Here is a 20,711-nt window from a genome sequence, read left to right as displayed (position 1 = left end):
GCGCCTCACTGCCCGGTGAAGCGCGGGGGCCGGCGTGCGGCGAAGGCGTCGAGCCCCTCGAAGGCGTCCGCCACCTCGGTGTGCGTCCGCAGGTGGTACGCGTCCTGGAGCCGCAGCCCGTACTCGGCGGGCTGGCCCCAGGACCGCTCCCGCAACTCCTTGAAGAGTCCGATGGAACGGGTCGGCAGGGCGGCGAAGCGCTCGGCGGTGGCCTGGAGTTCGGCGGCGAAGTCCACCTCGGCGCACACCTGGTCCACGAGGCCGATGTCCCGCGCCTCCCCGGCCGGCACCATCCGGCCCGTCAGATAGATCTCGGTGGCCCGCGCCGGGCCCACCAGCCGCGACATCAGCACCACATTGCCGACATGGCCGACCGCCGCCAGCCGGCTGCCGATCGCGGCACTCCCCGCCGCCAGCCGGTAGTCCGCCGCGCACGCCAGCTCCGCACCGGCCCCGGCGGTCGCCCCGGTCAGCCCCACCACGACCGGCTTGGGCAGATGCAGCATCTCCTCGCACACCCGCAGATAGTGCGCGTCGGAGGTGACCGGATCGAACGGGGCGTCGGCGCGGTCCCCGTCGCACCAGCGGCGCACGGCGGGCACATCGTCCCCCGCGCAGAACGCGGGCCCCTCGCCGCGCAGCACGATGGCCCGCACCCGGGGGTCGGCCCCGGCCCGTACCAGACCTTCGAGCAGCGCGCCGGACATGGCGCGGGTCAGGGCGTTGCGGCGGGCCGGACGGTCCAGGGAGAGGGTGGCGACGGTGCCGGAGAGGCCGGCCCGCAGGGGAACGCGCGGGTCGTCCGTCACCCGGGCGGCGAACGCGGCGAAGCGGCCGCGCACCCCCACATCGGCGGGCCGGCTCATCGCTCCCCCTGCCGCAGATGCCGGGTCATCGCGGCGGCGGCGTCGGCGCGACCGGCGGCCGGTTCGACGCGCAGCAGCGGGCCGGTGGCGATGTGCGCGGGGCGCTGGACCAGCCAGGTGACGGTCTCGGCGATGTCCTCGGGACGCAGCAGTTCATCCCGCGCCACGCCCAGGGACTCCGGCCGGGCGGCCAGCCGGGTGTCCACCCAGCCGGGGCTGATGCCGTACGTGCGGACGCCGTGGTCGCGGTTCTCCTCGTGGATCAGCTCGGTGAGCCGGTTGAGGGCACACTTGCTGACCCCGTACGCGCCGCTGCCGGGCACGGGCGTGGCACCGACACCGGAGCCGATGGTGATGATCCAGCCCCGGCGGCGGGCCCGCATACCGGGCAGCACGTGGTGGGCGAGGAGATACGGCACGGTGAGATTGAGCCGCATCTGCCGCTCCCAGGAGGCCGGATCGGTCTCGTGGACGGGGGCCAGCCGGATGGTGGCGGCGCTGCACAGCAGCAACTCGACCGGGCCGCCGAGGGTTTCCTCGGCACGGACCACGGCCTCGGCGGGCCCGTCCGGGGCGGCGAGATCGAGCGGGAGCGGTACGGCCCGGCCGCCGCGCTCGCCGATGGCGGCCGCCTCCTTCTCCAACTCGGCGGCCCGGCGCCCGACGAGGGCGACGGCGGTCCCGAGCGCGGCCAGGGCGCGGGCACTGGCCGCCCCGATGCCACTGCTGGCACCGGCGACCAGCGCGACGGACGGTGGCTGGGGGATGCTCATGGCGCCTCCGGGTTGGGGGTGTGCAGCCGCAGCGGTGCGATGTCGCCGAGGGCGAAGCCGCCGTCGACGAAGGGGGTGGCCCCGGTGAGCCGGGCGGCCCCGGGAGAAAGCAGGTGCCCGACGACGACGGCGACTTCGTGCGGCAGGCCGACCCGTCCCGCGGGGATGCGGCTGATCCAGCCGCGCCGGTGCTCCGGGCCCGCGGCCCCGCCCATGGGGGTGTCGATGATGCCCGGCGCCACGCAGCCGGCCCGGATGCCGTGCCGGGCGTGGGTGACGGACAGGCAGCGGGCGTACTGCATCATGGCGGCCTTGCTGGCACCGTAGTACTCCAGGTGCGCCACCGGGGAGAACCGGGCGCTGACCGAGGCCACCCCGGCGACGGCGCCGGGGACACCGGTGTCGGTCCAGCGCCGGACGAGTCCGTCCGTGACGGTGGCGAAGCCGAGGAAGTTGACGGAGAGGGTGGTGCGGGCGGCGGTGGCCCCGCCGGCGGGGGAGGGCAGCCCGAGCTGTCCGGCGGCGTAGGCGAGCGCGTCGATCCGCCCGGCCGCCGCCCAGGCGTCACCGGGCAGCGAGGCGGCGGCGTCCGGATCGGCGAGATCACGGCGCAGCGTCCAGGCTTTCCGCCCGAACCCGGCCACCTCGTCGGCGACCGCGTCCAGTTCGTCGAGCCGCCGGGCGGCCAGCACCACATCGGCCCCGCGCTCGGCCAGATGCAGCGCGACCGCCCGCCCGATGCCGCTGCTCGCCCCGACGACGAGCACGGTGGAACCCGCCATGTCCTGATCCCGCGGCGGGACGTCCGCGCCTTCCGCGGCACCGCCGCCGGGGGTGCCGATCGTGTCGCCGCCCGCGCCCGCCGCGGCCGGTGTCCCGGCCGTGCCGGACACGGAGCCGCCCCGCCCCACCGCGCCCGCCGTGTCCGCGCGGATGGCCGGGATCAGGCCCAGGTCGGCGCCCCCGTCGATGCGCAGGGTCTCGGCGACCAGGTAGGAGCAGCCCCGCGAGGTCAGCAGGCGCAGCGCGGAGACGAGGTCGGCGGGGGTGGTGGGATGACGGTGGGGCTGGTAACGGAAGGTGTCCTTCAGCCGGGCCGGGGGAAGGCGGTGGCCCAGGAAAGGGGCGTAGCCCGTCACGATCGTGTTGGCCACCACCCCGTACGGCGCGAAGCTCACCGCCAGTTGCTGCCACCACGCCCGGTCCGCCGCCAGCCGGGCGTGCCGCACCGGGTCCGCGCCGGCGTGCGGTTCGGGAGCGGCGTCCGTGATGAGGACGAGCCGGCCCGCCCCCGCCCGGGCCATCGCCTCCGCCGCCCGGCGGACGCGTTCCCGGTCGAGCCCGGGGGAGGGCCGCTCGCAGCCCAGCGCCTCGTTGCCGAGCAGCAGAGCGCAGTAGACCGCGGCCTCCCGGTCCCCGGCGACCGGTTCCAGGCCGGCCGCGCGCAGCGTCGCGGACACGTCTGCGGCCGGGTCCGCGCCGGTCGTGTCCAGGACGGCGGTGGTCCCCAGCGGAGCGCGCAGCAGCGCCCACTGCTCCGGCGTTGCGGTCACGTCACACGTTCCTTCCGAGTTCGATGAGCATGCTGGTGGCGTCCCCGCCCGCGCCGGAGGAGATCACCAGGGCGGCGTCCCCGTCCGTCGGCAGGCCGCCGACCGGCACCGGGGTGCCGGGCAGACGCGCGTACGGGGTGCGGCAGTTGACGCTGGGCGTGATCCGCCCGTTGCGCAGCATCAGCAGCGAGGCCAGGTACTTCACCAGCCCGCCGGTGCCCGCCACATGGCCGAAGACCGCCTCCTGATTGGTGAGCAGCAGCGGCCCCTCGTACCCGAACGCGGTACGTGTCGCGGCCAGCGCCCCGCACAGATGGTCCTCGACGAAGCGGTTGCCGTCCGCGTAGTCGCTCACGAACGCCACATCCGCCGGCCCCCGCCCCGCCGGGCGCAGCACCGCCGCCACATCACGGGCGACGTTGTCCGGCGGGCCGGTGGCCACCGCGGAGGGGCCGTTGCTCCGTGAGCTGTGGAGGCGGAGACGGTGCCGGAGGCCGCCGGCCCCGGTGTCCCGGTCCAGGACGACCGCCACCGCGCCCTCGCCCGTCGCGTTGCCGTCCTGCACCGCGTCGTGCGGGCGGATGTCGCCCGGGTCGGCGGACAGGGACGTGGCCCGGTACCCGCTGCGGCTCTCGTACGAGGTACCGGCCACGAACACCGGGTCCACCGTGGTGTCGATGCCCACGACGATCGCCCGGTCGATGTCGCCGCAGCGGAACATCAGCAGCGCCGTCTCCAGGGCGCGCAGGGCCACATTGCAGGAGCCGGCCACGCTCAGCGTCGGCACCGGCAGTCCGAGTGCCGAGGCGACCGCGCCGACCACGCTCGGCGGGGTGCCGGTCATCCAGTAGTCCAGGCCGAGCGCCGCGTAGCCCTTCGCCTGCCCGACGGTGTGGTACCGCTCCGCCTCGGGGAAGGCGAACTGCAGGGAGGACGCGATCAGCACGGTCCGTTCCGGGTCCAGGTCCGCGCCGGTCAGCCCGGCGTCGGTGAGCGCCCCGTGCACGGCGCCCATCGCCAGCCGCGCGGCCCGCGAGAGGCGCCGCGCGGTGCGTTCGGGCACCGGCAGGGCCGCCACCGGGTCCCAGCCCGTCACCTGGCCGGCCAGCCGCAGCGGCAGATCCGGGTGCCGGTACGGGGACAGGCAGCTGATGCCCTCGCTGATCACCCGCCAGAAGGTGCCCAGGTCGGTGCAGGCGGTGCCGTCCGGGCCCGGGAGGACCAGGCCGGCGCCGGCCAGCCGCAGCCACGGCGGCGGGTGCTCACCCATCGGAACCGCCCAGCAGCAGCGCGCTGCTGACGCCGCCGATCTGGTAGTTGAAGCTCAGCGCCCGGTCGAACTCCAGCGGCCTCGCCTTGTCACCCGGCACCGGGTCGAAGCCGCACAGGTCCGACGGCACCTCGCAGTTGGCCGTGGGACACACCAGGCCCTCGCGCATCATCAGCAGGGTCAGCGCCGCGCCCAGGTTGCCCAGCGGGGCGCCGCTGTGCCCGAAGCACGCTTCCTGGGAGGAGACCAGGATCCGCCGCGCCGCCTCCGCCCCGTACAGCTCGCGCACCGCGTTGCCCTCGATCCGCGTGAACAGGCGGTCGCCCTCCGCCCCGCCGTTGATGTAGGGGATCCGGGACAGCCCGACGCCGCCCTCCGCCAGCGCCTGCCGGGCCGCCGCCGCCAGCGCCGAGCCGCTGGAGTCGATCGCCACCGCACTGCCGAGCCCGCTGCGGGTCGTGGCCTGCGCCAGCACCGTGCCGTACGGGCGGGCCCCGCGCCGGTCCGCGCGCTCGCGGCTCTCCACCACCAGCGTCACCGCGCCGTCGCCGTAGTTCATGCAGTCGCCCGCCGCGTCGTAGGGGCGCATCGGCCGGTCGTACCGGGGCGCCGCCGGCGGGTCGTCGTTGTGCCGGGCCCGTACGCCGGTCCGCTCGGCGACCTGCCGCAGCCGGTCGCCGTGCAGCACCCGCTCGGTGTCGAACCGGTCCACCCCGGTCACCACCACCAGGTCGCTCTGCCCGCTCGCGATCAGCAGCCGCGCCATCCCCAGCAGCACCGCCGACGACGCGCAGCCGCACGTCACCGTGTAGCTGGGCCCGGTGCTGCCGCACCAGGACGCCTGCACCGCGCCCACATCGCTCTGGGTGCCGGCGATCACCAGCCGCACGAACAGCGACTTGGCGTCCGCCGGATCGATGGTCTCCGGGTCGGCGTCGTGCCACGCCCGGTAGCTGTCGTAGTTGCTGTCCACCCCGGCGCGCGCGGTGAGGACGGCGGCCGGCGCCAGGTCTCCCGCCCGCGCGTCGAGTCCGGCGTCCCGGCACGCCTCGTCCAGCGCGACCATCCCGTACAGATGCACCTCGGCGAAGCTGCGCAGATGCCGTTCGGGGATCTCCGGCAGCCGCTCGCCGAACACCTCGCGGGCCCCGTGCACCACCCCGTGGTGGAAGCCGTCGTTGTCCAGATGACTGATGCCGGCCGACGCCGTACGCCACAGGTCCCCGGCCGTCACCACCGGGCCCGCCGGGCCGCCCGGCAGGCAGCAGCCGATGCCGGTGACGACCGCGTCCCGCGCCGCGCTCACAGCGCCCCCGCGTCCACGTTCACTGCCTGCCCGGTCATCCCGTCCGACAGCCCCGACAGCAGGAACAGCACCTGCCGCGCCACCTCCTCCGGGCGCACCAGGCGGCGCAGGATGGTGGTGCGGATCGCGCTGCGCAGATAGCGCTCCCAGGTCAGGTCGGCCGGGCCGTGGTGCCGCGCGAGGCTGGCCATGAACGCGTCCCCGTACCGGCCGCCGTCGGTGGCGGCCGGGCTGTCGGTGAGGCCGGGGCAGACCGCGTTCACCCGGATGTTGAACGGGCCGAGCTCGGCGGCCAGCGCCTGCGTGAGACCGTTCAGCCCGAACTTCGCCGCGCAGTACGCCGTGTTGGCCGGCAGCCCCCGTTTCCCGGCGATCGACGACACGATGACGATGCCGCCGCGCCGCCGCTCCATCATCCCGGGCACCGTCGCCCGGCACACCCGGAACGCGCCGGTGAGGTTGGACTCCAGCGTCGCGTTCCACCGCTCCTCGGGCAGATCGCACAAGAACGCCTGCTCGCGCGCCTCGCCGGCGCAGTGCACCAGCAGATCCACCGGGCCGAGCGCCGCCTCGGCGTCCGCGACCGCCCGCCGCACCGCCGCCGAGTCCGCCAGGTCGGCGGGTACGGGCACGGCTGTCCCGCCCGCCGTGCCGATCTCCTTGGCGACGCGCTCCAGCGCCTCCGTATTGCGGGCCAGCAGCGCCACCTTGGCGCCGTGCGCGGCCAGCATCAGCGCCAGCACTTCGCCGATGCCGCTGCTCGCACCGGTCACCAGGGCGGTCTGCCCGGCGAACAGGCCGGGCGCGAAACCCGAGTTCATCAGAGCCATATCAGTCCTGGACGATCCGGCTGGGAAGTCCGCCACCGTCCACCTCCATCACTGTGCCGGTTGTCGAGGGGTTGCGGGCCGCGAACACGACGGCGTCCGCGATGTCTTCTTCGGTGCACCAGCGGCGCAGCGGCACATGCCGCCGCAGCGTCGCCATGTACGCGGCGTGCCGGTCGCTGGCGGCGCTGCGCCGCCGCAGCGCCTCGCCGTCGATGACGCCGGGGGAGACGGCGACCGAGCGGATGCCGTACTCGCCCAGCTCCACCGCCCAGGTGCGGGTGAGGGATTCCACCCCGGCCTTGGCGGCGCAGTAGGCGGACTGGCCGTAGGCGCCCGCGCTCACCGCCGAGGAGATGTTGATCAGGACCCCGCCGCCGCCCGGCCGTTGCCGCAGCATGAGTTCCGCGCCGGCCCGGCCGGTGAGGAACACCCCGGTCAGGCAGGCCCGTACGGTGCGGTCCCAGCTGTCGGCGGGGTGCGGGCGCAGCGTACGGGTGCCGTCCGCCGCCTCCCGCACGCTCACCAGACGGTGGGAGTAGTTGCCGCCCGCGTTGGCCACGCACACCTCCAGCGGAGGCGCTTCGGCGGCGAGGTGATCGAACAGGGCGGTCACCGACGCCTCGTCGGTGACGTCGGCCGGTACCGCGTGCAGCGTCAGACCGTCCCCGGCGGCCCGCCGCACCTGCTCCTCCAGGGTCGCCGGGTCGCGCCCGCAGATCACGGTGTGCCAGCCCTCGGCGGCCAGCCGTCGGGCGATGGCCGCGCCGAGACCCCGGCTGCCACCGGTGACCAGCGCGGTACGAGGGGCCTGGGACGGGTCAGGCATGGAACAGCAGCCCCCCGTAGAACCAGCCCGAGCCGACCGTGGGGGTGAGCACCAGCTGGCCGGGGCGCAGCCGCCCGTCCTTGGCCATCTCGGAGAGCACGATGGGGATGGAGGCGCTGCCGGTGTTGCCGCGTTCCTCGAAGTTGGTGACGAACCGATCCTCGGGGATCTCCAGTTGTTCCCGGATCCGGCTGTGCATGGGCCCGGTGCCGGGGTGCGGTACGACCCAGTCGACGTCGGCCATCTTCACCCCCGAGCGGGGCAGCAGGGTGCCGGCGACGGTCTCGTGGGCGCCGACCGCGATGTCCACGAGCTTCGGATCGCTCTTGATCCAGCCGTTCGGCGGGAGCACGGTCACGGTGCCGGCGCCGTCGCCGTCGCTGATCAGCAGCGAGTCGACCAGGCCGCGTCCCGCCGGGTCGGGCTCGCCCCTGGTGAGGACGGCGGCGCCCGCCGCGTCGCCCACGATCAGGCCGCCCTTGCTGCCGGGGCGCACCCGGCGGGAGAACCGGTCCGCGCCCACCACCAGGGCGTTCGTCCAGTGCGGGGTGGTCTTCAGCAGTGCCGCCGCCAGCTGGGTGCCGTGCACGAAACCGGTGCAGGCGCCGCAGACGTCGAAGGCCAGCGCCCGGTCCGCGCCCAGCAGACGGGCGGCGGTGGGCGCGTGTTCGGGGACGAACTGCCGGTCGGTCCAGTTGCTGAGGATCAGCAGATCGATGTCGCCGGGTTCGAGTCCGGCGTCCGCCAGCGCGTCGGCGGCGGCGAGCCGGGCCATCTCCGGGACCGTCTCGTCCTCCTCGGCGACATGCCGGCCGCGTACCTCGATGCGGCCGATGACGGCGGCGTCCACCGCGTTGCCCGCGACCTCCTCGGTGGCCTCGTTACGGACATGGGTGCGCGGGTAGTAGTGCCCGAATCCGGTGAAGCGGAGGCCGGATCCGCGCCACAGCGGTGTATCCACGGCGAACCTTTCTGAGGGTGGGACGGCGGTGCTCACTGGTAGCGGAAGGCCATGGCGCCCCAGCTGAAGCCGCGGCCGATGCCGACGGCCACGATGAGATCGCCGGGGCGCACCACACCGGCTTCGAGGTTTTCCGACAGGCAGCTGGGGATGGACACGCTGGAGGTGTTGCCCCGGTGCTCGATGTTGGTGAGCACCCGCTCCCAGGGGAGTTCCAGCTCGCCGCACACCTGCTTGATCATGTTGAGATTGCCCTGGTGCGGGATGAACCAGTCGACGTCGGAGACCTTGAGGGAGTTGCGCTCCAGGATCTCCCGCCCGGCGCCGACCAGCAGCTTGGGCCCGACGGAGCCGACCTCCCGCCCCTTCATGAGCATCTTGTCGTTCTCGTCGATGTCGAAGGCGCCGAAGTAGCTGCCGTCGGCGTGCAGGACGACATCGAGCAGGCCGGACTGCCCGCCTTCGGGGGCGGCCGACCAGACGGCGGCCGCCGCGCCCGCCCCGAAGAGCGCCGAGTAGCGGTAGTCGAAGTTGAGGATGGGGCGCGGGTTCTCGGCGCACACCACCAGGACGTTGCGCAGTCCCATGGCGGGCAGCAGCGAGGCGGCCACGGTGGAGGAGTACATGAACCCCGCGCAGGCCACCGCGCCGATGTCGAAGCAGGCGGCGCGCTTGAGGCCGGCCAGCTCCTGCAACGGCAGGGAGATGTCCATGTAGTTGTTGGTGGCGGAGGAGGGGTTGGAGCGCGGCCGGGTGGTGGAGGTGGTGCCGATCACCAGGTCGATGTCGTCGGCGGTGAGACCGGCGGCGGCCAGGGCCCGGTCCACGGCCTTGGCGCCCATCTCGACGGCGCGTTCGGAGTCGTCGGCCGGCCAGTGCCGCGAGCGGATGCCGGTGTGCTCGCGGATCCAGGCGTCGTCGATGCCCAGCTTGTCGATGGCCTCGAAGTGGCTGTTGTCGACGGGCTCGCCGGGGAAGTAGTGCCCCACGCCCGCCAGGCGCACCGGGGCGAAGGCGGTACGGCCGGAGCCCGTCATGGGGGCGGTGGCGGCAGCGGTGGTCATCGGTAGTGTCCTTCCGGGTCCATGCGGCGCAGCATGGCGAGTTCGTGGTCGGTGACGGGCTTCTCGTGCCAGACGTCGGAGGCGTCGGCGTCCCAGGTGGTGAGCGTGCGCACGGCTTCCTCGGGTGTGAGGTCCCGGTCGTGCGGCGGCAGCCAGCTGACGAGCCGGAAGGCGTCGTCCGGGCCGGACCGGTGGAAGCGGCCGAACTGGCTGACCACGTCCCGGATCCGGTCTCCCGGGCTGGTGTGGTGCGCGACCTCCGGTACGTACCGGCGTGGCCCGGCCGTGGCGACCACCACGCAGTCGGTGCTCGAAGCGATGTCGTTGGCGCCGCCGGAGCCGGTGATCCAGCGTCCGGTGGGCAGCCGGGTGGTGTTGAGCCGGCCCGTGCGGTCGATCTCGGCGGCGGCGAGCACGCCCAGGGCGCGCGGGCCCGCGGCCACCGCGCCGCCCAGCGTCTCGGCGACACCGGCCAGCATCCGGGTGCGGGGCGCGTGCCGCTGGCTGAAGAGGAAGACGTCCCCGTCCTCCGGTTCCATGCCGAGGAAGCCGAGTTCGGCGGCGACGGTCACCGGGCGGCCCGCCTCGGCGAGTTGCCGGGCGGCCAGCCAGGCGGCCATGTGGGAGGCGCCGATGCCGGCGAGCAGTGTGTCGTAGCCGCGTTCGGTGACCAGGTCCACGATGGCGCGGGCCCCCAGCACGATCAGCTGTTCCTGCTCGGTGGGCGGGGCCGGCGCCTCGTCCTCCGGTGCCGGCCCCGGCGCCGGTGCCGGACGCGCCGGTGCGGTCAGCGCGGCGCGCCGTTCCGTGCCGAGCCGCTCCAGGTACCCGGCGTGGTCCGGGACGTCGCCGACCCAGGTGTCGTACCACTCGCGCGCCGTCTCCGGGGTGCGGCAGGCGGCGACGATCTCGGTCAGGTGCCGGTAGTCGTCGAGATAGCCGGGGATGCCGGCCAGGTTGTCGGTGCGCAGCGACTGCGGGTGGGCGCCCAGCGGTGCCTCGCACAGGCCGAGGACCCGGTGCGCCGGGATGATCACCCGGTCGGGCATGGCGGCCACGGTCGCCTCGTCCACGATGGCCTCCACCGAGACGAGTACGCCCCGGTCCGCCGCGTACGCCGCCCAGGCGCCCTCGCCCAGCGGCGGGACGGCGACCACATTGCCGGCCCGGTCGGCGCACACCCCGTGGAAGAGGGCGAGGTCGGGGCGGAGCGGTTCGAGGAGCGCCACCTCCCGCCGCGGGTCGCGCGGGTCGGGGAGGACGTGCAGCAGTCCGTCCTTGCCGTGCCGGAGGTCACTGTCGGCGATCCGGGAGCCGGTGGTGGCGTACGGCTGGCCGAGCGCGGCGGCCATCAGCCGCTGGGTGTACGTCAGCAGCGACCACAGCTCGATCTCGAACGGGTCGCCTTCGGCCAGGTCGCGGTAGAGCCGGTTGGGGCGCGGGGACGGGTAGGTGTCGCCGACGAAGCCGGTGATGACCTTGCGGACCGCGCCGGAGAGCGCGAGCGCGTGGGCGCTGGAGTGCACGGCGGTGGTGGAGACGGTGAGGCTGCGGGTGCCGTGGAAGGTGCGGGCGAGGGCGGCGAGCAGGGCGTTGGGGCGGGAGAGGGTGGCGGCCAGGTGGACGTGGTCGCCGGGGCGGACGAAGTGCCGGATGAGGTCGTCGGGTCCGGTGGCCAGGAACGGAGCGGCGGCCGGTGGGGCGGGGCCGTCGGCGACGGCATGCGCCGGCGGCGGTAGGGGTGCGTTCATCGAAACTCCTGCCGTACTGCGGTGCCGGGACGTGCGGGGGTCTCCCCGGTCAGGCCCGTTCCAGGGCCATGAGGGAGGTCTGGCTGCCGAAGGCGAAGGACATGGACAGCGCCAGGTCCAGCTCGGCGTCCCGGGGCCCTTCGGCGACATGGTCGGTGTCGCACTCGGGGTCGGGGTTGACCACGTTGGCGGTGGGGGCGAGCCGCTGGTGGTGCAGCATCAGGGAGGTGGCGGCCACGTTGATGGCGCCGGCCATGCCGAAGGTGTGGCCGTAGATCGGCTTGTTGGAGCCGTGCGGGGGAAGCTCGCCGTCGTCACGTCCCGGGTAGAGGGCGCGCAGGGCGCGGCTCTCGGCCAGGTCGTTGTAGCGGGTGGCGGTGCCGTGGCCGCAGATGTAGCCGAGCTGGTCGCGGTCGCGGCCCACCTCGGTCAGCAGATCGGCCATCGCGCCGGCCGTCACCTTGCCGGTGAGGTCCATGCTCGTGCCGTGAGCGGCCTCGTTCATGGCCTTGTGGCCGAGGATCCGCGCGTAGACGCGGGCGCCGCGGGCGCGGGCGGTCGATTCGCGTTCCAGGCACAGGGTCACGGCGCCCTCGCCGAGGGCGAATCCGGCGCGGTCGCGGTCGTAGGGACGTACGGCGCGGTGCGGTGCGTCGCGCTCGGGTGACAGCACCCCGTCGCCCAGGGCGAGATAGCAGCGGGCCACCTCGGGGAGGATCGGGAACTCGTGCCCGCCGGCGAGTACGACGTCGGCGTTGCCCGACCGCAGTTCGCGCAGCGCGAGGCCGATCGCGTGGTGGCCGCCGACGCAGGCGCTGGAGACGGTGGTGACCAGGCCCTGGGCCTGGACGTGGATGGCGGCCATGGTGGCGGGGCAGCCGGGCAGGCCGCGGAACATGGCGCCGCTGTCGCCGAACGGCCCGCCGGGGGCGGTCGGGTCGGGCGTGTGCAGGGTCTCGCGCCACCAGCTGAGCGGGCCGCGCGAGGAGGACTGGACGATACCGAGCCGGTGCGGTGGTACGTCGCCCTTGCCGAGTCCCGCGTCGCGCAGCGCCGAGGAAATGGCGGACATGACCACCAGGATTTCGCGGGTGTATTTCCGGGCGTGGGAATCGGGGAGGTCGGGGAGATGCGGCCGGTGGTCGAACTCCCCGAGCTGGGCGGCGGCGTGCACGGGAAGTCCGTGCGCGGCGGAATCGAAGCGGGTGAGCGGGCCGACCTGGGAGGTGCCGGTCGAAAGGTGATTCCAGAAATCGCGCACATTGTGTGTGCGGGGAAGGATTGTGCCCATCCCGGTGACGACCACAGGTTCGGATCGCCCAGCGGGTGCGGAGCCATCACTATGCATGGCGTCGAACTTAATGACGGGCGGTACGGCGGGAAACTGACGCCCGGTACTCACTGCGGTGCCCCGGCGGTACCGCTGATACCTGTGCGGTGCGTGCGCGCACCGGGACGCGAGTGGCCGGCACGCGGGTGGCCGGGACGCTGAACCGCCCCGTACGCGCGGCGGCGTCCGGGGCGGTGCGGGGTGGACCGCGGGGCGGTCCGTACGGCGGTCGGTCAGGCGTTCTTGATGTCCCGCCGCTCGATGCCGACGGTGCCGGCGGCCACCAGCGCCGCGCTGACCAGCAGCAGCGCGAGCGGCCCGGTGAGGGAGAAGCCGGTGGTCAGCGGGTCGGAGCCGAGCGCCCATTCCCAGGGGGAGAGGACCGAGACCGGCTCCAGCGCGTCCGCCAGCGGGGCGATGGCGTGCAACAGATAGCCGACGACCAGGACGGCGGCGGCGGTGCCCAGGGACGCCGCCCGGGGCAGCCCGAAGCCGGCGGCGGCGTAGGTGACGGCCGCGTGCAGGACCGCCAGCAGCCACACCGCGAGCGAGGCGGCGGTGACCCCGGACGCGGACACGTCCATGTCCAGGGCGATGACAGAGGACAGGACGGCCGCCCACACCAGCACTCCGGCCACCGCGAGCACGGCGGTGGCCACCGCGAAGCGCAGCAGGTACACGCTCCGGCGCCGCACCGGCAGCGCCAGGAGCAGTTCGAGGCGGCCGGACTCCTCGTCACCGGCGGTGAGTGCGCCGGTGGCGGTGACGGCCATCAGCCCGAGCAGCAGCGGCAGCAGGACCGCGTACAGATTCCCCTTGAGATATCCGGCGGCGGTGTTGAACTGGTCGAGACCGAATGCGGCGGCGAGGTCGGGGGAGAGGCCGTTGGAGAAGTCATCGAGCGAACCCGAACTCTCCATCGAGGGCCAGACTCCGATCACGGACCAGGCCAGCAGCACCAGGGCCGCGGACCAGGCGATGACGGTGCGCCGCTGGACGTGGGCGACGCGCAGGAACAGCTCGGTGTTCGGCGACGGCATGCGTTTCTCCTACCGTTTCGGAGATCAGGTGCTCAGGAGCGGGGCCGAGGACGTGCCGGGGCCGGTCCCGTTCGTCTGGTAGTGGTGGAAGAACGCTTCTTCCAGGTCGGGTTCCGGCGCGGTGAGGGATTCCAGCTCGTAACGCGCCAGCACCCGCAGCAGCTCGTCGGGCGATCCGCTCCAGGCCACCGTGATCCGCCGGTCGTCGACCGTCACCTCGGAGGCGCCGGCCAGCTGCCGCAGTTCCTCGGCGGACGGCATGTCGCCGATGAAGACGGCGTGGAACCGCTGGGCGGCGCCCCGGCGCATCTCCTCCGTCGGCCCGGCCGCCACCAGTTGGCCGCCGCGCAGCACCGCGACCTCGCCGGCCACCCGCTCCACCTCGGAGAGGATGTGGGAGGACAGCAGGACGGTACGGCCGTCGGCCGCCGCCTCCTCCACCGTGGCGAGGAAGACCTGCTGCATGAGCGGGTCGAGGCCGTTGGTGGGCTCGTCCAGGATGAGCAGTTCCGGCTTGGCCATGAAGGCGCCCACCAGGCCCAGCTTGCGCCGGTTGCCGGTGGACAGGCCGCGTACCGGCTTCTTCGGGTCCAGGGCGAACCGTTCGGTCAGCTGGTCGCGGTAGGCGGTGTCGGTGGTGCGCCGGATCCTGGCCCACATGGTGAGCGTCTGGGCCACCGTCAGCCGGTCGTCGAGCCGCAGTTCACCGGGGAGATAGCCGATCCGGGCGCGGACCTCCGGGTTGGCGGCCGGGTCCTCGCCGAGTACCCGTACCTGTCCCGCGGTGGGGCGGGTGAGACCGACCAGCATCCGGATCGTGGTGCTCTTTCCGGCGCCGTTCGGACCGAGATAGCCGAACACCACGCCTTGCGGCACGGTGAGATCGAGTTTCTTCACAGCGGTGAAGGCCCCAAAGGTTTTGGTAACTCCCTCACATGTGATGGCCGCGACCACATTTTCTCCCCTCACCAGCATGGTTACGCGCACAGATGGGCGCACAGCGGCGCCCGGCGAGGGCACACAGCCGCTCGCCGACGCATATTCACTCTATTCTGAATGAACAGAATCTGCTATCCGGGGCGGCACGGGACGGTGCGCCGCGACCGCGCCTCGCCACCAGTACCCGTCCTCCACGCCCAGCGCCGTGGTCCGGTCCAGCGCACCGGAATCCCGCAGCAGCCGGACCCCCGCCTCCAGCAGCGCTGGATCGCGCCCGGCCAGCGGCCGGGCCAGCTCCAGTGCGGCCGTGAGCGCACCACCGTCCGGAGCCAGCCGCTCGACGCCACCGCGCCGGGCCAGCTCGGCGCCGGACAGCCGGCCGCCGGTCAGCAGCAGATCGGCCGCCACCCCGCGCCCGGCGCGCTGCACGAGGGAGTGCACCCCGCCGCCGCCCGGCACCGCGCCCACCGTCAGCTCGGGCAGACCGAAGACGGCGCTCTCGGCGGCGACCACCAGATCGCAGGCAAGCGCCACTTCAAGCCCGCCGCCCAGGGCGTACCCCTCCACGGCGGCGACGGTGGGGAACGGCAGCCGGTGCAGCGCGGTGAGCACCGCACGGAAGTGGTCCCGGCGCACCGCGCGGCGCGCGATGTCGTGCCAGTCCGGCTCACGGGTGTCGGCACCGCTGCAGAACGAGCGGCCGGCCCCGGTCAGCACCAGGGCGCGCGGCCGGTCCGGATCGGGCCCGGCGGCGGCGAGGTCCCGCATCAGGGCGGCCAATCGCTCCAGCATGACGGTGGAGAGCGCGTTGTGCGCCTGCGGGCGGTCGAGGGTGAGGGTGACCACGTGGCCGGTGCGGTCCACCCGGACGAGATCGGCGGCGGAGGTCATCGGCTCAGGACCGGACGCGCGGCGGTGGCGGAGGCGGCACGGCCGATGGGCCTGCGCAGCAGTTCCCTTCTGCTGGACACCCCGACCTTGCGGAATACCCGGCTGACGTAGTTCTTGACGGTCTGCCGGGTGAGAAAGAGCTGGTCGGCGATTTCCTCGTTGGAGCGGCGCTGGAGCAGTAGATCCAGTACCTCTTCCTCGCGCCGGGTGAGCCGCCCGGTGGCGGAGACGGCGGGCCGCATGTCGCGCGCCTCGACGGGCGGCGGGGTCTCGGCGCGCTTGCCGAGATAGAGAAAGGACCGGCCCTTGCGGGCGTCGCACAGCGCGCTCATGATCTGGTCGGGCGGACAGGAGTCATGGACGAACCCCATCGCGCCGGAGTTCAGCGAGTCCAGTACCTCGGGGGCGCCTTCCCGCCCGTACAGCACGATGCTCAGGTTCTCCGCCCTGATCATCCGCTGCAGCGGGACGCTGCGGCGGAGCGACCGCCATTGCTCGTACTCCAGCAGGAGCACATCGGGGTGGAACCGTTGCAGCAGCTGCCCGGTCTCGGTCAGCAGCGCCGAACTCCCGACGAAGCGGAAGAAGTCCTTCTGGCTCACCAAGTCGTGGATGGCCTGCCGAACCAGCGGGGAAGTGTGTGCGACAGCAACTCTGCACACGCCGATCTCCGTCATGAATCCCCTTGTCCCCCGAACCCGGCACGCATTCCGGCGTGCCGGACTGACGAGTGGAATCGTTAACGTTCATTATTTTCTGAACGATGCTAACACGGGGGCTCCATCGTAAGGTTACGTAAAGATTTCGAAAAATCCACGGCCTGATACGAACGGTCCGCAGGAGCGTGGGACCCGGGTTGTGGGGATGCACCGTGCCCCGGAGGTTCCACATCCTCCTTGCGCGGGGGCGGGTGGCCGGCCCGGCGCCGTCGAGAAGGCGGTTCAGCACGTCGCCGGCGCCGGCGGGGGAGACCATCCCGCCGCCCCGGGTGCATACGATCGCCGGACCCGCCCGCCGAGCGGGCCGGTTGACGGGACGTCAGGGGAGCGCGACCACCGTCGCCGCGTACGACAGACCGGCGCCGAAGCCCACCAGCAGGGCCAGATCGCCGCTGCCGACGTCCTCGGTGGCCATCACCGCCTCCATGGCCAGCGGGATGGAGGCGCCCGAGGTGTTGCCCGCGGTGACGATGTCGCGGGCGATCACCGTGTCGTCGCTGAGCCCGAGGCGCTTGGCCAGCCCGTCGATGATGCGGACGTTCGCCTGGTGCGGGATGAACGCGTCCAGGTCACCCGGCGTCAGCCCGGCGGCCGTCACCGCCTCCTGCGCCGCCTTCGACACCTCGTACACCGCCCACCGGAAGACCTGCTGCCCCTTCTGCGTCAGGGCCGGCCAGCGCAGCCCGGGCTCGGCGCGCAGCGCGTCCCACGGGGCGGTCTGCGTCACCGCGTCCCACTGGCCGCCGTCCGCGCCCCACACCACCGGGCCGATGGCCTGGGTGGCGGACGGGCTGACCACCACCGCGCCCGCGCCGTCGCCGAAGATCATCGCGGTGGAGCGGTCCTCCACGTCCAGCAGGTCCGTCATCCGCTCCGCGCCGATCACCAGGACGTGGCCGCCCCGGGCGCGTACCGTGTCGGCCGCCAGCGACAGCGCGTGGACGAAACCCGCACAGCCCGCCGACAGATCGAAGGCCGCCGCGCCGTGCGCGCCGAGCCGGTGGGCGATCGCGGTCGCGGCGGCCGGGGTCTGCCACAGATGGGTGAAGGTGGCCACGATGACGCAGTCCAGAGCGTCCGCCGTGATGCCCGCCGCCGCCAGTGCCTTGCCCGCGGCGGCCGACCCCATCTCGGTCAGGGTCTCCTGCGGCCCGGCCCAGCCCCGGGTGACGATCCCCGTGCGTTCGCGGATCCACGCGTCGGAGGAGTCGATACGTTCGCACACCTCCGCGTTGCCGACCAGCCGGTGCGGACGGTAGCCACCCACGCCGGAGATCCGGGCGTGCGGGGCGCCGCCGGTGGCATGGCGGCCGGAAGGGGTGATCCGAGGCTTCATCGTGCTGGCCTTTCTCATCCTCAGTCGGCGAATGTTACCCGGGCGAGCGGGTCGAGACGCCCGCCGCGGAGCAGTGTCCGGCAGCGGAAACGCTGGATCTTGCCGCTGGGCGTTCGTGGCAGGGTCCCACGCGGCAGGAAGAGGCATTCGGCCAGGGCCACCCCGGACTTCTCCAGGGCCACCGCGGCGGCCAGGTCGGCGATCGGCGCGAAGTCGCGCGGCCTGCCCTGCGGTTCGAGCAGCAGCACCAGCCGGGGCAGCCCGCCGGCCCCGGCGTCCACCACTGCCACACACCCCTTGCGGACCTGGGCGTGCCCCTCGATCGCCGACTCGATCTCGGCCGCGTACACCTTCCGGCCGCCGACCGACAGCATGTCGTCCTCCCGCCCCACCACGTACAGTTCGCCCCCGTGCCGGAACCCGAGGTCGCCGGTGCGCAGCCGGTCGCCGCCGGGGAAACGGGCGGCGGTACGGTCCGGGTCGGCGTGGTAGCCGGTGGCCAGCGAGGGCGAGCCGACGGTGATCTCGCCGAGGGTGCCGTCCCGCGCCGTCCCGCCGGTGGCCAGCTCGACGCCGGGCAGGGCCAGGCCGCAGGAGACCAGCCGGGTGGCGCGCGGGTGGTCGGCGCCGACCGCGCGCACCAGGCCCGCGCCCAGGGCCTCCCCGTCGAAGTCCCGGGCCAGCGGCACCTGGTCCCAGGGCTTGCCGGCCACCGCCAGGGTGGCCTCCGCCATGCCGTAGGCGGGCTGGAACGCGGTGCGGGACAGGCCGTGCGGACCGAACCGCTCCTGCGCCGCCGCCAGATTGGCCCAGTCGACGCGCTCCGCGCCGATCACCGCCGTCCGCAGCCGCGCCAGACCGCCGCGCAGCGCCCCCCGGCCCTGGGCGCGGGCGGCGAGGTGGACGGCGGTGCTGGTCCCGGCCGTCAGCGTCGCCCCGTACTCCGCGAGGTCCCGGAACCAGCTGCGCGGGGCCATCGCGAACCGCTCCGGGGTGGAGAGCACGAAGTCGAAGTCGTGGGCCCAGCAGTAGAGCAGGCAGCCGAACATGCCCATGTCGTGCGAGAGCGGCAGCCAGGAGACGCCGGTGTCCCGGCCGGGCCGGCCGCCGGTGAGGTGCAGCAGCAGGTCGAGTTGCGCCTCGATGGCGCGGGTGGTGAGCGCCGAGCCCTTGGGGGTGCTGGTGGAGCCGGAGGAGTACTGGATGAAGGCGAGGTCGTCGGGGCCGGGCGGGCACGGGTCGATACGCCGCCCCGTGTCGGGCACGTGCCAGGTGCTGGTGGGCAGCGACCGGGTGAGGGCGGGCGGCACGAGCGAGAGGATCCCCTCGTCGGCCAGCAGGAGCACCGGGTCGAGCCGTTCGGTCAGGGCGGTGAGCACCTGGCCGTACTCGCGCGGGCTCTGGCCCCGGGCGGGCAGCGGCAGCGAGGCCGGGACGCCGCCGGCCAGCCAGATCGCGAGCAGCCCGCGCACGGTGGCCGGGCTGTTGGTGGCGACGGCGGCCACCGTGGTGCCGGGCCGCACCCCGGCCGCGCGCAGCCCGGCGGCCCAGGCACGGGCGTCCTCGGCGACCTGGCGCCACGGCGTGTGCGCGAAGCCCTCGCCGGCCCAGGCGTGCAGGGTGCCGCGTGCCGCGCCGTGGGTGAGCGCCTTCCACAACCGCATCGAAATGTCCCCCTTGTTTCTTGTCGATCGGACGGAGACGGCCATTGGTACGGGTCTTTTCGCGGTGTCCGGGCATTGCCGCCCGGAATGGCGGAGAAGTCGTACGGGGATTCCGGTGCCGCGGTCGGCGTCGGGCTCGACGGTACCGCCGGGGCACCGTACGGGGAAGGTTCCCGGCGGTGTTATGTGGAGCCGGAAGCAATGTCCCGTAAGTACTGGCGAAGAAGGCCGGTTTGGGGCAGGATGAGGCTGCCGGACCCTCGATGAGCGGCACTGATGCGACGGCCGCGGCCGGGCCGGCGGCACCAGCCAGCAAGTTTATCTGTCAACCGGTTTGATCTCGCCGAAAACCGTGAACCGGATGCGGCGGGATGAAATCGAAAGCGCATCACGGGGAACAATGTGTGCAGAGACGCCGGCGAACGGGGGCGAAGCGCATGCGCATTCGCTCTGAAGTAAGCCAATCGAACAGGATTCGCGGAGAATACACGGGGGCCGGCATCCAGGAGGCCGCCGGGCGCGACGACGAGGAACCTCCCATATGGGCCCACCCGGCGCCGCCGCTCATCGGCCGCGCCACCGAACTCGGCCGCCTCGGTGATCTGCTGGCGGCCCCGGGCCCCCGGCTGGTCACCCTCTGCGGCCCGGCCGGCATCGGCAAGAGCGCGCTCGCCCGCGCCGCCGTCACCGCCCGTGCCGCCCGGGGGGACTGCGCCGTGGTCGCCCTCGACCTCGCCGACGCGGGCGGGGACACGGCGGTCGGCTCCACCCTGGCCGCCCTCGCGGGCACCGGGCCGCGCAACGACGACGGCCTGCAACTCGTCCTCCTCGACAACTGCGACCCCGTCGTCGACGCGGTCGCCGACGGCGTCCTGCGGCTGCTGGCCGCCGCACCCTGGACGGTCGTGGTGTGCGCCAGCCGCACCCCGCTCGACGTCTACGCCGAACACCTCATCCCCGTCGGCCCGTTGCGGACCGGCGAGGACCGCGAGGACGGTGGGGGCGGCGAGCACGGCGACGCGGAGCGGCTGTTCACCGAACGGGTCAGCCCGTACTACCGGCACGGCATCACCGGCGCCCCCGAACGCGCCGCCGTCACCCGCATCTGCGCCCTCCTGGACGGCATCCCGCTGGCCCTGGAGATCGCCGCCGAGGCCATCGGCCCGCTCAGCCCCGCCGAACTCGAAGGCCGGCTGCGGCGCGGCGAATACCCCGCCCGCGCCCGGCTGCGCGACGTGCCCGCCCGCCACCGCTCGGTCGGCCACGCCCTCGGCTGGGGCGAGAGCGCCCAGCGCGAGGAGGACATCACCCTGCTGAGGCGGCTGTCGGTGTGCGAGTCCCGCATCGACCTGGACACCGCACGCCAGTTGAGCGGCATCGACCGCGAGGAGATCACCGGCGGGCTGCGCCGCCTCGTCCACCAGGGGCTGCTCGTCAGCGTCGACAACGGTCTCGGCGGCTACTCGTTCGCGATGACCCACATGGCACGCAGCCACTACCGGCGCGAACTGGAACGCGACCCGGCGGCCCTGGCCACCGCCCGCGCCCGGCACGCCGGGATCTGCCTGGCCTTCGCCGAACGCGTCGGCCGC

General features: G+C 73.7%; 17 protein-coding genes and 1 pseudogene. 1 reads left to right on the top strand and 17 read right to left on the bottom strand.

Translation table 11 applies throughout. The features are described 5' to 3' along the window. Positions 1-5: 5 nt before the first annotated feature. From ACFV5N_RS05105 to ACFV5N_RS05025, 17 genes are all read right to left on the bottom strand, one after another. Positions 6-866 (bottom strand): enoyl-CoA hydratase/isomerase family protein, encoded by an 861-nt coding sequence (locus ACFV5N_RS05105; protein ID WP_385594225.1) that lies wholly within the window; start codon positions 864-866, stop codon positions 6-8. Further along, on the bottom strand, positions 863-1,639 hold the full coding sequence (locus tag ACFV5N_RS05100; protein WP_385594222.1) for an SDR family oxidoreductase: 777 nt from the start codon (positions 1,637-1,639) through the stop codon (positions 863-865). The genes ACFV5N_RS05105 and ACFV5N_RS05100 overlap by 4 nt, the downstream gene beginning before the upstream one ends. Continuing rightward, a complete protein-coding gene (locus tag ACFV5N_RS05095) occupies positions 1,636-3,192 on the bottom strand; it encodes an SDR family oxidoreductase (RefSeq protein ID WP_385594219.1) in 1,557 nt (518 codons plus the stop codon). Before ACFV5N_RS05095 ends, ACFV5N_RS05100 begins: the two co-directional genes overlap by 4 nt. A gap of 1 nt (position 3,193) precedes the next feature. After that, positions 3,194-4,462, bottom strand: coding sequence for a beta-ketoacyl synthase (locus tag ACFV5N_RS05090; RefSeq protein WP_385594216.1), 1,269 nt, complete (start codon positions 4,460-4,462; stop codon positions 3,194-3,196). Next, entirely contained in the window at positions 4,455-5,768 is a 1,314-nt protein-coding gene (locus tag ACFV5N_RS05085) for a beta-ketoacyl synthase N-terminal-like domain-containing protein (RefSeq protein WP_385594213.1), read from the bottom strand. The genes ACFV5N_RS05090 and ACFV5N_RS05085 overlap by 8 nt, the downstream gene beginning before the upstream one ends. Beyond that, a complete protein-coding gene (locus ACFV5N_RS05080; RefSeq protein ID WP_385594210.1) occupies positions 5,765-6,598 on the bottom strand; it encodes an SDR family NAD(P)-dependent oxidoreductase in 834 nt (277 codons plus the stop codon). The genes ACFV5N_RS05085 and ACFV5N_RS05080 overlap by 4 nt, the downstream gene beginning before the upstream one ends. A 1-nt stretch (position 6,599) precedes the next feature. Beyond that, positions 6,600-7,424, bottom strand: coding sequence for an SDR family NAD(P)-dependent oxidoreductase (locus tag ACFV5N_RS05075; RefSeq protein WP_385594207.1), 825 nt, complete (start codon positions 7,422-7,424; stop codon positions 6,600-6,602). Beyond that, positions 7,417-8,385 (bottom strand): ketoacyl-ACP synthase III, encoded by a 969-nt coding sequence (locus tag ACFV5N_RS05070; RefSeq protein WP_385594204.1) that lies wholly within the window; start codon positions 8,383-8,385, stop codon positions 7,417-7,419. Before ACFV5N_RS05070 ends, ACFV5N_RS05075 begins: the two co-directional genes overlap by 8 nt. Before the next feature lie 32 nt (positions 8,386-8,417). Beyond that, a complete protein-coding gene (locus ACFV5N_RS05065) occupies positions 8,418-9,449 on the bottom strand; it encodes a ketoacyl-ACP synthase III (RefSeq protein ID WP_385594201.1) in 1,032 nt (343 codons plus the stop codon). Then, positions 9,446-11,200 (bottom strand): CoA-transferase, encoded by a 1,755-nt coding sequence (locus tag ACFV5N_RS05060; protein WP_385594198.1) that lies wholly within the window; start codon positions 11,198-11,200, stop codon positions 9,446-9,448. The genes ACFV5N_RS05065 and ACFV5N_RS05060 overlap by 4 nt, the downstream gene beginning before the upstream one ends. A gap of 49 nt (positions 11,201-11,249) precedes the next feature. Then, entirely contained in the window at positions 11,250-12,548 is a 1,299-nt protein-coding gene (locus tag ACFV5N_RS05055; RefSeq protein WP_385594195.1) for a beta-ketoacyl-[acyl-carrier-protein] synthase family protein, read from the bottom strand. A gap of 215 nt (positions 12,549-12,763) precedes the next feature. Continuing rightward, positions 12,764-13,570 carry an ABC transporter permease subunit gene (locus tag ACFV5N_RS05050; RefSeq protein WP_385594192.1) on the bottom strand — a complete coding sequence of 269 codons (807 nt, stop codon included), beginning with the start codon at positions 13,568-13,570 and terminating at the stop codon, positions 12,764-12,766. Positions 13,571-13,594: 24 nt separating this feature from the next. Continuing rightward, positions 13,595-14,467: an ABC transporter ATP-binding protein gene (locus ACFV5N_RS05045; protein WP_385594189.1), complete on the bottom strand. Its 873-nt coding sequence runs from the start codon at positions 14,465-14,467 to the stop codon at positions 13,595-13,597. Between the two features lie 150 nt (positions 14,468-14,617). Then, positions 14,618-15,400, bottom strand: coding sequence for an enoyl-CoA hydratase/isomerase family protein (locus tag ACFV5N_RS05040; RefSeq protein ID WP_385594186.1), 783 nt, complete (start codon positions 15,398-15,400; stop codon positions 14,618-14,620). Further along, a complete protein-coding gene (locus ACFV5N_RS05035) occupies positions 15,397-16,002 on the bottom strand; it encodes a LuxR C-terminal-related transcriptional regulator (RefSeq protein ID WP_385594183.1) in 606 nt (201 codons plus the stop codon). Before ACFV5N_RS05035 ends, ACFV5N_RS05040 begins: the two co-directional genes overlap by 4 nt. Before the next feature lie 436 nt (positions 16,003-16,438). Next, on the bottom strand, positions 16,439-17,455 hold the full coding sequence (locus ACFV5N_RS05030; protein ID WP_385594181.1) for a beta-ketoacyl-ACP synthase III: 1,017 nt from the start codon (positions 17,453-17,455) through the stop codon (positions 16,439-16,441). Positions 17,456-17,475: 20 nt separating this feature from the next. Beyond that, positions 17,476-19,119 carry an AMP-binding protein gene (locus ACFV5N_RS05025; RefSeq protein ID WP_385594178.1) on the bottom strand — a complete coding sequence of 548 codons (1,644 nt, stop codon included), beginning with the start codon at positions 19,117-19,119 and terminating at the stop codon, positions 17,476-17,478. Between the two features lie 437 nt (positions 19,120-19,556). Between ACFV5N_RS05025 and ACFV5N_RS05020 the strand changes: the two are divergent. Then, positions 19,557-20,711 (top strand): annotated as a pseudogene (locus ACFV5N_RS05020) (hypothetical protein); the annotation flags it as partial.

The organism is Streptomyces sp. NPDC059853, from assembly GCF_042731495.1.
In the GTDB taxonomy this organism is placed as follows: domain Bacteria; phylum Actinomycetota; class Actinomycetes; order Streptomycetales; family Streptomycetaceae; genus Streptomyces.
Note: the sequence above shows the minus strand (reverse complement) of the source record. Positions and strands in the feature narration are given on the sequence as shown.

Coding starts and splice junctions, on each gene's coding strand:
- ACFV5N_RS05105 (WP_385594225.1), bottom strand. CDS start 866: ATGAGCCGGCCCGCCGATGTGGGGGTGCGCGGCCGCTTCGCCGCGTTC.
- ACFV5N_RS05100 (WP_385594222.1), bottom strand. CDS start 1,639: ATGAGCATCCCCCAGCCACCGTCCGTCGCGCTGGTCGCCGGTGCCAGC.
- ACFV5N_RS05090 (WP_385594216.1), bottom strand. CDS start 4,462: ATGGGTGAGCACCCGCCGCCGTGGCTGCGGCTGGCCGGCGCCGGCCTG.
- ACFV5N_RS05080 (WP_385594210.1), bottom strand. CDS start 6,598: ATGGCTCTGATGAACTCGGGTTTCGCGCCCGGCCTGTTCGCCGGGCAG.
- ACFV5N_RS05075 (WP_385594207.1), bottom strand. CDS start 7,424: ATGCCTGACCCGTCCCAGGCCCCTCGTACCGCGCTGGTCACCGGTGGC.
- ACFV5N_RS05065 (WP_385594201.1), bottom strand. CDS start 9,449: ATGACCACCGCTGCCGCCACCGCCCCCATGACGGGCTCCGGCCGTACC.
- ACFV5N_RS05060 (WP_385594198.1), bottom strand. CDS start 11,200: ATGAACGCACCCCTACCGCCGCCGGCGCATGCCGTCGCCGACGGCCCC.
- ACFV5N_RS05055 (WP_385594195.1), bottom strand. CDS start 12,548: ATGCATAGTGATGGCTCCGCACCCGCTGGGCGATCCGAACCTGTGGTC.
- ACFV5N_RS05050 (WP_385594192.1), bottom strand. CDS start 13,570: ATGCCGTCGCCGAACACCGAGCTGTTCCTGCGCGTCGCCCACGTCCAG.
- ACFV5N_RS05040 (WP_385594186.1), bottom strand. CDS start 15,400: ATGACCTCCGCCGCCGATCTCGTCCGGGTGGACCGCACCGGCCACGTG.
- ACFV5N_RS05030 (WP_385594181.1), bottom strand. CDS start 17,455: ATGAAGCCTCGGATCACCCCTTCCGGCCGCCATGCCACCGGCGGCGCC.
- ACFV5N_RS05025 (WP_385594178.1), bottom strand. CDS start 19,119: ATGCGGTTGTGGAAGGCGCTCACCCACGGCGCGGCACGCGGCACCCTG.